Origin of the sequence: Sneathiella aquimaris, assembly GCF_026409565.1 — a bacterium.
Taxonomy (GTDB): domain Bacteria; phylum Pseudomonadota; class Alphaproteobacteria; order Sneathiellales; family Sneathiellaceae; genus Sneathiella; species Sneathiella aquimaris.
Genome location: NZ_CP112881.1, coordinates 2,328,444 through 2,341,061 on the forward strand (window position 1 = coordinate 2,328,444; position 12,618 = coordinate 2,341,061).

Sequence of the window (12,618 nt, forward strand, 5' to 3'; positions counted from 1 at the left end):
AAGTATAATCTGTCTGAAATTGCTGAATATCCAAGTCTGCTTTGCCCTCACACGATACTGGCGAGGCCCGTTCTTACTTTTGAAATTAACCATCAGAGCGGCATCATGAAAAACATCTGCAGCAAATGTGGGCAACCCAATTCAATGCCCCCTCAAGAAAGTGGACGCGGCAAGCACGCCCTGACCGTAGACAATGGGGTGCTCGCAGGATTTGGCCATAAAATCCGTTTATCACCGATCCTGTTTAGACTATTTCACCTGTTATACAGGTATCCGTCGAAAACAATCAGTCACGACTTCATTATGCATTCTCTGTATCAGGAAAGACTGGATCAGCCGTTTAGAAGCGCTGTAAAAATGCATATCATGAAACTGCGCCGGAAGTTGGCCCCAATCAACATTAAGATCAAATCTGATTGGGGCTATGGGTATCGATTGGAACTTCCGAAACAACCTGAAAAATCTAAAAACCGGCTTAACGACTGAGAACCTGTGCCAGTATATCGGCTTGCGCCTTTAAATCACTGGCGACATCCTGTACTTCCTTGGCACTCTCGCTCACTTGCATCACATTCTGATTAACCTCACCAACGCTGAAAGTGACTTTTTGAACGCCCGAAGCCGCCTCCTGAACGTTTCTCGAAATTTCGTGAGTCGCCGCCCCCTGTTCTTCTACCGCAGACGCGATTGCAGACGACACCTCGCTTAACTTCCCGATTGATCCACTGATACTCCCAATGGAAGAAACTGCATTCCCTGCTGCAAGCTGGATGTCCTGCACTTGTTTTTTGATGTCATCGGTCGCTTTTTCAGTTTGTGCTGACAGGCTTTTCACCTCACTTGCAACAACAGCAAACCCCTTGCCGGCATCTCCAGCACGGGCGGCTTCGATTGTGGCGTTCAGGGCGAGGAGTTTTGTTTGCCCTGCAATGTCATTGATCAGATTAACAACATCGCCAATTTTGTCAGACGCATCGGACAACCCAGAGACCAACTCATTGACCTCTTTCGATTGGGCAACGGCCTCTGCGGACATTGTCGCGGAATTTGAGACCTGCCTGTTGATTTCCTGAATGGAGGAATTTAATTCCTCTGCCGCGGATGCGACCGTCTGGGTGTTGTTGCCGGCTTCATCTGCTGCGGCCGCAACAGTTCTGGTTTTTTGGCTCGTCACATCAATTGTTTCTCCCATAACCGAGGAACTGGCGTTCAACTGCGCTGATGCACTGGCAATTGACTCAACCACCTCCGAGAAACGTTTGATTTTCTGTTCAATCCCATCGGCGGCGGTATTGATCTTTTGTGCGGCATACCCGTAAGAGCCGAGCAGGCCTTCAGGTGCAATTCGTCTAAAATACTGATTGTCAGCAATGAACCCGAGGCACGCAGTCGACTCTCGAACATAAGCGTCTGATCGATCAATCATTTCGTTGATTTTCACACATAGATGACGCTCTAAAGACATTTCGGTCGGTATGTTCTTGATCCGGCTGTCAAAATTACCCTGACAGGTATCTTCAACAACTTTGATAATTTCTAAAATTCGCTCATAGGGTATCGATGTATCACTTGATACTTCCGTTTGTGAGTAAGCATTCATTGTGGCACTCCCCACATGATTGACGAGACAAATTCGTCATAGGATTTTCCGGCCTTCGTCAGCATTCCGTTCAAATGAGCGACAGAGTTCTGAATTCCTGTTTTTCGATCAGAAGAACGAGCTTCAATGGTATTTAGCTCCTCATACAAAGGTTCAATCGTAGATTTGATCACGGTATGATCTGGAACTCGTCTCGTTGAATGATATCCATTAACGCGCCCATCGTCATAACTTGGCGTAACATGTGCGACAACCCAGTAATGATCTCCGCTTTTTGTTGCGTTGACAACATAGGCAAAAATCTCCTGTCCGTTTGCAATCTGTCGCCAAAAAAGTTCGAAAACCCCTCGCGGCATATTTTCGTGCCGGATCAGATTGTGGGGCTGGCCAATAACTTCAGCCTCATCATATCCCGCGATTTCTAAAAAAGTGTGATTGGCATATGTAATATGCCCTTTTAAATTGGTTTTGCTCACAATCAGATCATTCTGATCAAAGAAAACCTCTGTCCCCTTGTAATTCACTTTTCCATTCCCCCGATACAACCGAAACAGTCTATCAAAAACCGATCGATTACTTCAAAAACCCTGTCTTGGTAGAATTAAATTTTTTAAATTTTGTGTTTTATAGGGAGAGATTGGGAATCTATTGTTAATTAATAGTAAATCTATATTTATACAATTATAGTCTATTCTTATATAAAAATTATTGTTATTTGCTAATTATATAACCAAAACAAATAAAAATTACGACATAAAGCCTATGAAGAAAGTTAAAATTTTGGATAAAATTTTAGAAAACCGCCCCCAAAAGATCTAGTTTTTGAGTGGGTTGTCACTTTAGAAAATAAAAATAAAAAAACTTCAAAAATTACGGAGAATCTTTCAGTGCCGGTAAAAAAATACCGCTCGCACACCTCCAGAATACCAGCTGAAGAATCATCTCCACCAATTTTATAATTGATGGTTTTCGAAACCGTATAAACAGGTTAGGCTGTCTTATCCGGTTACAAGAAAAAGAGAAAATGACCCCATTTACATTTAACACCACACCGCAGCTGATTTGTAATCCTGGCGCCATGTCAGGCTTGGGTGAGCTCGTGAAATCCAGCATTGGAAACCATATCCTGATCGTAACCGATCCGGGGATTGTTAAATATGGCCTCCTCGAAACAGCTTTGAAAAGCTTAAAAGCAGCAGACATTCAGGTTTCCATCTTTGAGGATGTTGAGGCGGACCCAAAAGAAAGCATTATCCTCGCTGCGACAAAAATCGCCTTGGAGCGCAAGGTAGATGCGATCATTGGCTTGGGCGGCGGCTCATCCATGGATGTCGCCAAGCTGGTTGCCCTGCTGGCAAAGGGAGATGAACAACTCGGTGATGTTTACGGGATCGATATGATTAAGGGAAATCGTTTGCCACTTGTTCTGATACCGACGACCGCCGGAACCGGTTCTGAAGTAACACCCATTTCTATTGTAACTGTCGGTGCAGAAACCAAAAAAGGTGTGGTTTCCCGCAAACTGTTGCCAGACATAGCCATATTGGACGCTGATCTGACCTTGGGGTTGCCGCCGCATGTGACAGCCGCTACCGGGATCGATGCAATGGTACACGCCATCGAAGCCTTTACCTCTCGCGGTGCGAACAATAACCCTCTTTCGGCAACATTAGGAAAAGAAGCCCTCAGACTTCTAGGTGCCAATATCCGAACAGCCGTCAAAGAAGGTCAAAACCGCGAAGCCCGCTCAAACATGTTGTTAGGTGCCTGCCTTGCCGGACAGGCATTCGCCAATTCACCTGTCGCTGCTGTTCATGCTCTTGCCTATCCGATCGGTGGAATTTTCCATGTTCCCCATGGACTTTCGAACGCGCTGGTTCTTCCGGAAGTAATGCGGTTCAATGCACCGGAATGTGGGGAAGATTATGCGGCTCTGGCGCCGTTGGTTTTTCCGGATATCGACCAGACAGGCGGTTCACAAAAAATATGTCAGGACTTCATTGACCGCCTTGCTGACCTGTCGCGGGAACTTGGGCTCGAAACTACTTTGCGCGAAGTCGGCATTCAAGAACAGGACCTTGTTAAACTGGCGGATGCGGCGATGGAGCAAACACGACTTCTGGTCAATAATCCACGGCCCGTCACGCATCAGGATGCCCTGACCATCTATCAGAAAGCGCTTTAATTTATGAACGCCAGAAAAGATCTGAGTTCCCGCAGGGATTATCCGCATTTCCTGACCATCCCAACACGCTGGATGGATAATGACGCCTATGGACATGTGAATAATGTTCAGTATTACAGTTACTTCGATACCGCCGTGAACCAGTTTCTTGTGGTAAACGGTGCGCTGGATATTCAAAAAAGTACAGTGATTGGTCTTGTTGTCGAAACACAGTGTCGTTACTCGAAAAGCATCGTCTTCCCCGATATTGTGACAGCGGGCGTCCGAGTCGCCCATATGGGAAATAGTTCCGTACGATACGAAATCGCCTTATTCAGGGATAAGGAACAGGAAGCCGCCGCTGAAGGTCACTTTATCCACGTATATGTGGACCGAATAACCAACCGCCCTGTTCCCTTACCTCAATTTATGAGAGATATCCTCAAAACCATTGCTGTTTAATCAGGCATATCTTTATATTTTAGAAAAATCCCCGCTTCGCCCTAATCCTGAGGCGAAGCGCGCCGCCCCTGTTTGTGCTTCCTGTTTCAAGGCTTTTTCGCCCTCCACTCCTTCAAGACGAAGGGCGTCTTCCACACTCATCCCCCATTGCCGGTAAGACGTCAACCGGTCCCCCTGCAAACAGGTTTGCGGGAACGAACATAATTGTTCCGCCAATTTAACCGCTTCCGTATAAGCCTCTCCTTCCGCCGCCAGACGGTTCGCCAGGCCCATCCGTTCAGCTTCGCCTGCGTCCACTTCACGCCCGGTCAAAATCATATCAAGCGCCCTGCTATGGCCAATCAATCGAGGTAAACGAACGGTACCGCCATCAATTAACGGAACGCCCCAGCGACGGCAGAAAACGCCGAAACGGGCGGCTTCAGCAACCACTCTCAGATCACACCACAGCGCAAGTTCGAGCCCTCCCGCGACGGCATATCCCTCTATCGCAGCGATAACGGGTTTACTGAGAAGTCTGCGTGTCGGCCCCATCACCCCATCACCCTCCGGTTCGTAAGAAAGCTCACTTGAAGACAGGGATTTCAAATCAAACCCGGCACAGAAATATTTTCCCGCTCCCCGCAGGATTGCAACCGATTGGCTATCGTCGGCATCGAAATTATCAAAAGCCTCAAGCAAAAGCTGTCCCGTGCGATAATCCACTGCGTTACGCCGTTCTGGCCGATTTATTGTTACTGTGGTGATGGCACCCTTTTTTTCAACCAAAACGGTTTCGTTTTCTTGTGCTGGCATGGCGGCTTCCTGATTTTTTGTAAGTTTCGTTGCCCAGAGGATACCCCGAAGCCGAAAACCGTCAACCATACAACTTACAGCGTTGTCGCGTTTTCCAGAAAATAGAAGACACCGGTTTCCTGTTCATATCGCACAGATAACGTGCCACGGATTGTAATCGGGTCGAAGGAGAAAGCGATGCCCTTTGGCGCGATCACTTCAATCACATTTTCGGGGCCGATATGATAATGATACGGACAGCTTAATGGATACGGTCCGATTAAAAAATTCTTCTGTTCTGCTGTTTGCTCCAAGGGAAACATATATCCCATGATTGTAACCGTGGTTCCATCCAGATTTCTAACATCATCGCCATAAACTGGTTTTAAGTAACAGGTATCATATCCGTCTTTTTCGGTCTTGCAGACTTCAAAGGATTTTGTCGCTGCAAAGATCGTCCAGGGAACTGCATCCCCCGTTACCGCAAGCGGTTTCCAGTTTTGTTCAAAATCCAACCGTTCCTGCTCGGTCAGTTCCTGTTCACTTAAGGCTTGAACCTGCAACGAACCGGCAAATGAAAACATCAGGATCAGGCTCAAATAGAAAAATTGCTTCACACCTGCCCCCCCATCAAGGAATGCCGAATGTCGATTTTATAGGCCCTATAGGCCGGCACAAGGCAGATAAGCGCTGATATAACCACAACACTTCCCCATAAATAGAAAAGCTCTGCCTTGTGAAGGAGGGTTTCAACATTCAGTCCCTCTCCTTTCAGAAATACAGTTACCAAAATTTCAAAACCTACCAGCCCGCCAATACCCCCTAGGATACTACCAATAACGGCAATAAAAAGACCCTGCATCAAAACAATGGCAAAAATTTTGGAAGGCCGCGCCCCCAGAACACGATAAAGAGCCAAGTCGTATTTACGCTGCTGGATCGCGGACAATAGTCCAACAAAAACACCGCCCAGTGACAATAACAGCAACCCTCCTCCGATCCAATTCAACACCGTTTGACCGATACCGATCATGGATGAAAGTCGTGTCATCGCCAAGGAGGGACTAACCGCCTGGAACGGTGTTTGGGTATTAATTTGACGCGGCAAACCATAGGCAGCCGCCCGGGTTCGATAAAAGACCAGCAAGGCTGTGATCTCTGGCTTGGATGCCGTACCCTCCGATTGGTGAATATCCAGCACCGATTGCACGGGTGTTACAATCAAACGGTCAATGATACGGCCTGTTGGCTTTAAAATTCCAACCACACGATACGGGTGGTCGTCATGACGATGCGCGCCTTTCTGCCCGACAAGACCATGGTTCCCCGAAAAGGCAGAGCCTATGACCATCCCCGTTTCTTGCGCTACGGTAGAACCAAGAACCACCTGCATCGGATTTTGCCATATGCCGCCGTTTGCAAATTCAGATTCAAAATATTCCAGATATTCTGAGCTGGTGCCGACGATCCGCCGCCCCCTATATTGATCCCCAAGTGCGAGCGGAATGACTTTCCTGACATGTCGGTTCTGCTTTATCGCCATAGCCCGTTTATAATCGATATTTCCAGGGGGAATATCCAGATGATAAATTGACGACAGGACCAGCTGTAACGGACTTCCTTTAGCACCAACCACAAGGTCAATTTCGGCGGCTTCGTTGAGAAAGCGATGCTGCAAGTAGTCAGAAAAAAGCAGCAATAAAGTAACCATCGCCATTCCAACAGCCATGGAAACGATATGAAGGGTTGTCGCGAAAGGCCTAAAGCGTAAATACTGCAAGCAAAGCGTTACAAGGGTCATGCTTTTTCCCAAATTTTTAGATCCAGTCGCTGATCATTTGGAAACATCGCTTTCAAGCGACTGTCATGGGTGACGATGATAAGGGACGCCCCAACTTTCTCCGCCTCTGCCTTCAGTAGATTGACAGAAAGATTTGCTGAATTATCGTCCAGCGCAGAAGTTGGCTCATCACACAAGATCCATTTAGGACGCCCGATAACGGCTCTGGCAATGGCAACCCTCTGACTTTCACCGCCGCTCAATATACTGGCTTTCTTTTGCAAGAGATGGCCTATTTCCAACCGTTCAAGCAACGAAATGATCGCTCCTTCTTCGGGCTCTCTGCCGCTCATCAAGCCAGGCAGCATCAAATTCTTTTCCACAGTCAGAAACGGAACCATGTGATGGGATTGGAACACAAACCCCATATTGGTTCCGCGAAACCTGTCCACCTCAGTGGCAGACAGGTGATGAAAAGGAACACCATTAAAATGAATAGTGCCTTCAGTGACCGGGATCAGCCCCGCCAAAAGTGACAAAAGCGTAGTTTTTCCAGAACCGGACGGCCCATGAACAAGCAGATGAGCTCCCGACTCCAAGGTGACATTCACATCCCTTAATATATGTTGATTATCAAAATGATAGAATACTTTGTTACATTCCAGCATAATCTATTTCTGTGACTTAAGACAGTCCTGCAACCCGCGCGACAAGCTTTTTAACAGGTCTGTATACTGATTTTCTCCAACCGCTATTTCTGAACCGATAGGGTCCAGCGTTCCGCTTTTGGCCTCAGTCCCTTCCAAAACGGTCTTAACAAGTTTATCGGAGAATTGTGGCTCCCTGAAAATGCAAACCGCTTTGCTGTCGATCAGCTTACGACGAATTTCCCGAATGCGACCAACACCCGGCTTTTCATCCGGCTCTAACAGGATCGATCCCACAGCAGTCAGCTCATAGTGTTTTTCAAAATACTGGTAGGCATCATGAAAAACGATATAGGGAATATCCTTTATTGCTTCCAGTTCTTTTGCCAGTTGTTGATCAGTCGCGCGAATACGGGCAATCATTGCTTTGGCATTCCGTTTATACAAATCCTGATTTTCGGGATAGACAACAGACAGCTCGCGCGTAATGGTTTTTACAATTTCCACGGCATTGTCTGGATCAAGCCAAAAATGATGATCGTCACTGGTGCTGTGCATATCAGCGTCATGGCCATCAGATGAGCCGTGTTCGTGTTCGTGTTCGTGTTCGTGTTCGTCCTTATGCTCAACTTCACCAGCGTGTTTATGGTCTTCTTCATCAGCATGTTTTTTATCATGGCCGTGATTTTTCGCATGGTCTTTCTCATGATCATGACCCTCATCTTTTTGATGTTCATGCTCATGCTCTTGGCCGTGCTCACTATCGTGTTCATCTCCTTCATGCGCGTGACCCGAATGCGCGTGCGCCTCCCAAGCCCCTCCTGCCCGATTTTCCAGAACTTCCAGTCGGGCTTTATTCGCCATACTGATTTTTCGAATATGCGAGGGTAATGTTTCCAGCGTTTTAGAAAGAAACCCTTCGAAGCCGCCTCCAATGTAGAAGACAAAATTAGATTTTTGCAACTTGCGGATTTGCGAAGGCTTTAACTGATAATTGTGGGGGGACGCATATCCCTGTATTAACAATTCAGCCTCTCCCGTTTCTCCCATGACCCCTTGGACCAAAGAATGTAACGGAGCGATGGTTGTCATCACACCTTTGGTTTCTGCCGCAAAAGACAGGGAAAAGGGCGCACATGCGACGGCAACTGCCAGTACGTATTTCTTCATCACTTTACCTAAAAAATTTTGGTTATGTTATAATATAACTATTCCAAGTCAAGACTATTTAGCAACCTATTTCAAAGGGGTTCAGACCCATATTTTAAAAAAGGCGTTGACAAATTCGCCCATCTAGATTTGTTATGTTATAACATTTCATAAAGTGGACTCACAATGCAACCTTTATCTTTTAAAATCTATTCGCTCGTCACTGCACTCAGTTTTCTCCCGGCTCTGGCTGTTGCCGGTGACGGACACGATCACGATCACGGCAATGCCTCGTACTCCCCTCACGGTGCCGCTGGATTCTATGGACATCTGGATACCAAGATACACAGCGATGTTGTCTATAAAGCCGAAGAAAAAGACGAGGAAATTTCAGAAACCTATAGCCATACTCATCTGGATTTGGGGTATGTTTTCTCTACCGGCCTCTCGCTCAACAGTGTTATCGAACTGGAAGGAGAGCCTGCGGGCCATGATCATGGCGGCGGCGGAAATGCAGCGGAAGGTAACAGTCGGTTTTTTGACGATCACACCCTCAAAATCAGAGATCTGAATATTCGCTATGAAACCGACCATTTTGGGTTGTTGGCCGGTAAATTTTCTCCTGTGGTTGGTTTCGATTATCACCAGTTTCCGGGCATTTACGGATATCAGATTATTCATGAATATGCGCTACGTGAGAAAATTGGGCTCGGTGCAAATCTCAAACTTGATGCGGGAGATTTCGGACGGCATAAACTCGAAGCCAGCAGCTTTTTTGCAGATACAAGTTTCCTAAGTGGTGCGTTATTAAACCGCCAAGATCCGGTCGAAAAGCAAGATGGCGGTGTTTCAAATACAGAAGATCTGTCCTCGTTTGCAGTCTCATTAGGCGGGCAGGATTTCTATTCATTAAACAATAATATCGTACAGGGGCTATCCTATCGGATTGGTTTTGCTCATCAGGCCGCCGGTAAAAACAATGAAGAGGATGAAAACCGGTATTCTGTTTCGTTGAACTACAAACACCGCTTTACCAAGGATTTCGAAGGCAGAATGATCGGGGAGATCATGCATATTCAGCACTTGAACGGCGAAGCCGCCCACGATCGTACCTGGCATACAGCAGGTTTGGAAATCACCTACAAAAATTGGAATGTCGGCTCTACATGGAGCCATATCCGCAATGACAACCCTGTAGAAATCGACGAAGCCATTGACGGAGACATCGTACAAGCGTCGATCGGTTATGAATTCGATAGCGGGGTGTTTCTGGGAGTTGGTTACAAATATCAGGACGAAGAAAATGAAGAAAACCACCGGGTTGGTGCACTTGTAAGCTATTCACACCATTTCTAGAAGTTGACAAATGATTTGACAAATTTAGACCAGTCGGTACATTTAAACCAACTGGTCTAAATTTGGAAATCTTTGTGTATTCAAAATCATCAAAAACCCGTGAAAAATTACTCGAAGCAACATCCCTGCTCCTGCGGACAAAGGGTTATAATGCGATGGGGTTATCTGACATTATTGGTCAAAGCGGGGTCCCTAAGGGCTCGCTCTACCACCATTTTCCAGATGGGAAAGAAGGATTGACCGCTGGCGCCGTCGATTTCGCGGGTCAGAAGATGCTGATATCCTTGCAAAAACTAATCGACAAAACGGGAAGCCCGGTGGCGGGTATTCAGGCATTCTGCGATTATTATATTCAGCAGCTGGAGGAAAGCGGCTACCGAAAAGGATGCCCTCTTGCCACTGTTGCGTTGGAAACGGCTGCAGATGTTCCGATGGTACAAAAGGCCTGTGCCAATGCGTTTTCATCATACGAAAAATTACTCGCCGAGCAAATCCATGTCTTCGGCGCTCCAGAAGAGAAAGCCAATCAATTGGCAATTACAACGATATCTGCCATCGAAGGGGCACTTTTGCTTGCAAAAGCACAAAACAGTACCGCCCCCCTGCAAATCATGCGGGACCAGTTGTCAGATCTCCTGAAACCGTTTCAGTCATCTCAAAAATAAGGACATAAACCCATGACTGTTATTCAAGAGAACCTTTCGCTTCCGGCAAAAGACGGATACCCACTCAGTGCGACCCTTTTCACAGCGAATATACCGTCCTCACATTTTGTGCTGATTAACAGCGCAACTGCCGTTCCGCGTCAGTTCTACAAAAACTATGCGGAATTTCTGGTTCAGGAGGGTTTTTCCGTTTTGACATACGATTACCGTGGCATTGGCGGCTCCCGGCCTGCAAATCTTCGTGGTTTCACTGCGCGTATGAGGGACTGGGCATTGCAGGATATGGCCGGCATGGTCGACTGGCTCAGGTCCGAGAAATGCCCGGACAAAATTTTTATGATCGGCCACAGCTTTGGAGGTCAGGCCGCCGGCCTTATGGATAATATCGACAATATCGCCGGAATGCTGACCGTATCTGCACAAAGCGGTCATTGGCGCCTGCAGGGCGGGGAACAGAAATTGATGGTTCTGCTTCACAGTTGGGTTACACTCCCGGTTACCGGTTTCCTTTTGGGATACATGCCATGGAGTTGGTTCGGGGGCGAAGATTTACCGGGTAAGGTCAGTTCAGAATGGGCCGGTTGGTGTCGCCATCAGGACTATATTCTAGGCGACAAAACCCTACCCCTTGATCGTTACAATAAATTTAACATTCCTGTTCTTGCCTACAGCATTGACGACGATAAATGGGGCACTGAAAAATCTGTCGATGCCATGATGAAAGCTTACCCAAATCTTGAAAGACGCCATATCGTCCCTCAAACAGAAGGGATCAGCTCCCTCGGTCACTTTGGATATTTCCGTGCGAAATCCGAACCTCTTTGGAAGGAAGCTGTGTCCTGGTTAAAAGGACTTCAAGCAGTTTCCTGAATGCTACCTTATTTTCGAACCAGAAATGCGGTTCCGAACAAAACAGCACTTGTCAGCACGAGGGACAGGGTGAATGTACTGTTCACCTGATATAATAAACCGGCGATTAACGGGCCAAACATCTGACCGGCGGCAAATGCTGCGGTCATCGCCGCAATATGGCGAAGCGCATCCGAGGCTGGTGCCAATCGGTGCGCTTCTTTCATTCCCATCATGGTAATAATCATAAACGTACCGCCAACACATAACCCGGACAATAAAATCATCCCGATATGGCCGGATATCAAAGGCAACAATAGCCCCGCCCCCAAGACAAGCTGACTGATCCGCCAGATGGTGGCATTTGAAAAGTGACGTTGCAACCGGGCTGCAAGAATGGTCGAAACAAACGCAGCCCCTCCAAAAATTGGCCAGCTCCATCCGAAAATCAGCGGATCATTGATAACGGTGCGCGCCATTACTGGCAAATAGGTTGCCGGTATGACATACCCCACCCCCGTAGCACCATATGCTATAATATTCCGCCAATTCAAAGGGGTCTTTTCAGCGGTAAGCTCAGCGGATTTCGTCGTTTTTTTTCCAGGGATCTCTTCACCTATCAAAAGGAAAAGAAACGCTGCCGCGATCAATATGACAGCGCCGAAGATAATCCAGCTTTGTGAACTTCCAATGCCCGACTGCATAATCACCAAGGCGGCCAGGCCAGATAAGGCAATCCCCCCGCCCACGCCAGAAAAAACAACCCCCTGCATCGCCACTTGCCCGTGCCTGGCCAAATACTCGATATAAAAGCCACCGACCATCACAAGACAAAAAGCGCTCAAGGCACCGGCCAGAAATCTCAGAATTAACCAAAGGGAAATAAGGTCGGTCAGACCCATCAACAGGGTTGTCAGACCAATGATCACAAGGGATACCTTAAGGACCAGTTTTGGTGCCAGCGGAAGCCGGGAGGCAACCGTCGCGCCAATCCAGTACCCAAGAAAATGAACAGAGGCGATCCATCCCCCTTCCGATACCGTCAATAGATTTTCATTCTGCATCAACGGTAAAATCGGGGTAAACACAAAGCGGCCTATCCCCATCGCAATGACGAGGGTTGTAAAACCAATAACCGTAATTCTCAGCGAATTATCTTTTTCCATTTCCAT

14 protein-coding genes are annotated in these 12,618 nt (G+C 47.2%); 6 read left to right on the forward strand and 8 right to left on the reverse strand.

Annotated features, from left to right (window positions below):
• Positions 1-144 precede the first annotated feature (144 nt).
• Positions 145-486, forward strand: a complete 342-nt coding sequence (locus OIR97_RS11030) for a helix-turn-helix domain-containing protein (RefSeq protein WP_169545679.1) — start codon at positions 145-147, stop codon at positions 484-486.
• On the opposite strand, the gene OIR97_RS11035 is transcribed toward OIR97_RS11030, so the two are convergent.
• Together OIR97_RS11035 and OIR97_RS11040 are read right to left on the reverse strand one after the other, a co-directional pair.
• Positions 476-1,600: a methyl-accepting chemotaxis protein gene (locus OIR97_RS11035; protein WP_169545680.1), complete on the reverse strand. Its 1,125-nt coding sequence runs from the start codon at positions 1,598-1,600 to the stop codon at positions 476-478. The genes OIR97_RS11030 and OIR97_RS11035 overlap by 11 nt on opposite strands.
• Complete coding sequence (locus tag OIR97_RS11040; protein ID WP_169545681.1) at positions 1,597-2,124, reverse strand: PAS domain-containing protein; 528 nt, start codon at positions 2,122-2,124, stop codon at positions 1,597-1,599. The genes OIR97_RS11035 and OIR97_RS11040 overlap by 4 nt, the downstream gene beginning before the upstream one ends.
• A gap of 500 nt (positions 2,125-2,624) precedes the next feature.
• On the opposite strand from OIR97_RS11040, the gene OIR97_RS11045 reads away from it, so the two are divergent.
• Both OIR97_RS11045 and OIR97_RS11050 read left to right on the forward strand, forming a co-directional pair.
• On the forward strand, positions 2,625-3,785 hold the full coding sequence (locus tag OIR97_RS11045) for an iron-containing alcohol dehydrogenase (RefSeq protein WP_169545682.1): 1,161 nt from the start codon (positions 2,625-2,627) through the stop codon (positions 3,783-3,785).
• A 3-nt stretch (positions 3,786-3,788) separates the two neighbouring features.
• On the forward strand, positions 3,789-4,226 hold the full coding sequence (locus tag OIR97_RS11050) for an acyl-CoA thioesterase (protein WP_169545683.1): 438 nt from the start codon (positions 3,789-3,791) through the stop codon (positions 4,224-4,226).
• 12 nt (positions 4,227-4,238) lie between these two features.
• Here OIR97_RS11050 and OIR97_RS11055 read toward each other — a convergent pair whose 3' ends face one another.
• The 5 genes from OIR97_RS11055 to OIR97_RS11075 all read right to left on the reverse strand — a co-directional run bounded on the left by OIR97_RS11055 (position 4,239) and on the right by OIR97_RS11075 (position 8,597).
• On the reverse strand, positions 4,239-5,021 hold the full coding sequence (locus tag OIR97_RS11055) for a crotonase/enoyl-CoA hydratase family protein (protein WP_169545684.1): 783 nt from the start codon (positions 5,019-5,021) through the stop codon (positions 4,239-4,241).
• A gap of 74 nt (positions 5,022-5,095) precedes the next feature.
• On the reverse strand, positions 5,096-5,617 hold the full coding sequence (locus tag OIR97_RS11060; RefSeq protein ID WP_169545685.1) for a DUF3299 domain-containing protein: 522 nt from the start codon (positions 5,615-5,617) through the stop codon (positions 5,096-5,098).
• Positions 5,614-6,801, reverse strand: a complete 1,188-nt coding sequence (locus tag OIR97_RS11065) for an ABC transporter permease (protein ID WP_169545686.1) — start codon at positions 6,799-6,801, stop codon at positions 5,614-5,616. Before OIR97_RS11065 ends, OIR97_RS11060 begins: the two co-directional genes overlap by 4 nt.
• Entirely contained in the window at positions 6,798-7,448 is a 651-nt protein-coding gene (locus OIR97_RS11070; protein WP_169545687.1) for an ABC transporter ATP-binding protein, read from the reverse strand. The genes OIR97_RS11065 and OIR97_RS11070 overlap by 4 nt, the downstream gene beginning before the upstream one ends.
• A 3-nt stretch (positions 7,449-7,451) precedes the next feature.
• A complete protein-coding gene (locus OIR97_RS11075) occupies positions 7,452-8,597 on the reverse strand; it encodes a zinc ABC transporter substrate-binding protein (protein ID WP_169545688.1) in 1,146 nt (381 codons plus the stop codon).
• Positions 8,598-8,762: 165 nt separating this feature from the next.
• On the opposite strand from OIR97_RS11075, the gene OIR97_RS11080 reads away from it, so the two are divergent.
• The 3 genes from OIR97_RS11080 to OIR97_RS11090 all read left to right on the forward strand — a co-directional run bounded on the left by OIR97_RS11080 (position 8,763) and on the right by OIR97_RS11090 (position 11,467).
• Entirely contained in the window at positions 8,763-9,932 is a 1,170-nt protein-coding gene (locus OIR97_RS11080; RefSeq protein ID WP_169545689.1) for a porin, read from the forward strand.
• A 74-nt stretch (positions 9,933-10,006) separates the two neighbouring features.
• Complete coding sequence (locus OIR97_RS11085) at positions 10,007-10,597, forward strand: TetR/AcrR family transcriptional regulator (RefSeq protein ID WP_169545690.1); 591 nt, start codon at positions 10,007-10,009, stop codon at positions 10,595-10,597.
• A gap of 12 nt (positions 10,598-10,609) precedes the next feature.
• The gene (locus tag OIR97_RS11090; protein ID WP_169545691.1) at positions 10,610-11,467 is read left to right on the forward strand and encodes an alpha/beta hydrolase family protein; all 858 of its coding nucleotides are present in this window, start codon (positions 10,610-10,612) and stop codon (positions 11,465-11,467) included.
• Between the two features lie 8 nt (positions 11,468-11,475).
• Here the strand turns inward: OIR97_RS11090 and OIR97_RS11095 are convergent, their stop codons facing one another.
• The gene (locus OIR97_RS11095; protein WP_169545692.1) at positions 11,476-12,618 is read right to left on the reverse strand and encodes a YbfB/YjiJ family MFS transporter; all 1,143 of its coding nucleotides are present in this window, start codon (positions 12,616-12,618) and stop codon (positions 11,476-11,478) included.

What these genes read in the sequence shown, in the direction of transcription:
- OIR97_RS11030 (WP_169545679.1), top strand. Translation starts at nt 145, where the DNA reads ATGCCCCCTCAAGAAAGTGGACGCGGCAAGCACGCCCTGACCGTAGAC.
- OIR97_RS11035 (WP_169545680.1), bottom strand. Translation starts at nt 1,600, where the DNA reads ATGAATGCTTACTCACAAACGGAAGTATCAAGTGATACATCGATACCC.
- OIR97_RS11045 (WP_169545682.1), top strand. Translation starts at nt 2,625, where the DNA reads ATGACCCCATTTACATTTAACACCACACCGCAGCTGATTTGTAATCCT.
- OIR97_RS11050 (WP_169545683.1), top strand. Translation starts at nt 3,789, where the DNA reads ATGAACGCCAGAAAAGATCTGAGTTCCCGCAGGGATTATCCGCATTTC.
- OIR97_RS11055 (WP_169545684.1), bottom strand. Translation starts at nt 5,021, where the DNA reads ATGCCAGCACAAGAAAACGAAACCGTTTTGGTTGAAAAAAAGGGTGCC.
- OIR97_RS11065 (WP_169545686.1), bottom strand. Translation starts at nt 6,801, where the DNA reads ATGACCCTTGTAACGCTTTGCTTGCAGTATTTACGCTTTAGGCCTTTC.
- OIR97_RS11070 (WP_169545687.1), bottom strand. Translation starts at nt 7,448, where the DNA reads ATGCTGGAATGTAACAAAGTATTCTATCATTTTGATAATCAACATATA.
- OIR97_RS11075 (WP_169545688.1), bottom strand. Translation starts at nt 8,597, where the DNA reads ATGAAGAAATACGTACTGGCAGTTGCCGTCGCATGTGCGCCCTTTTCC.
- OIR97_RS11080 (WP_169545689.1), top strand. Translation starts at nt 8,763, where the DNA reads ATGCAACCTTTATCTTTTAAAATCTATTCGCTCGTCACTGCACTCAGT.
- OIR97_RS11090 (WP_169545691.1), top strand. Translation starts at nt 10,610, where the DNA reads ATGACTGTTATTCAAGAGAACCTTTCGCTTCCGGCAAAAGACGGATAC.
- OIR97_RS11095 (WP_169545692.1), bottom strand. Translation starts at nt 12,618, where the DNA reads ATGGAAATGGAAAAAGATAATTCGCTGAGAATTACGGTTATTGGTTTT.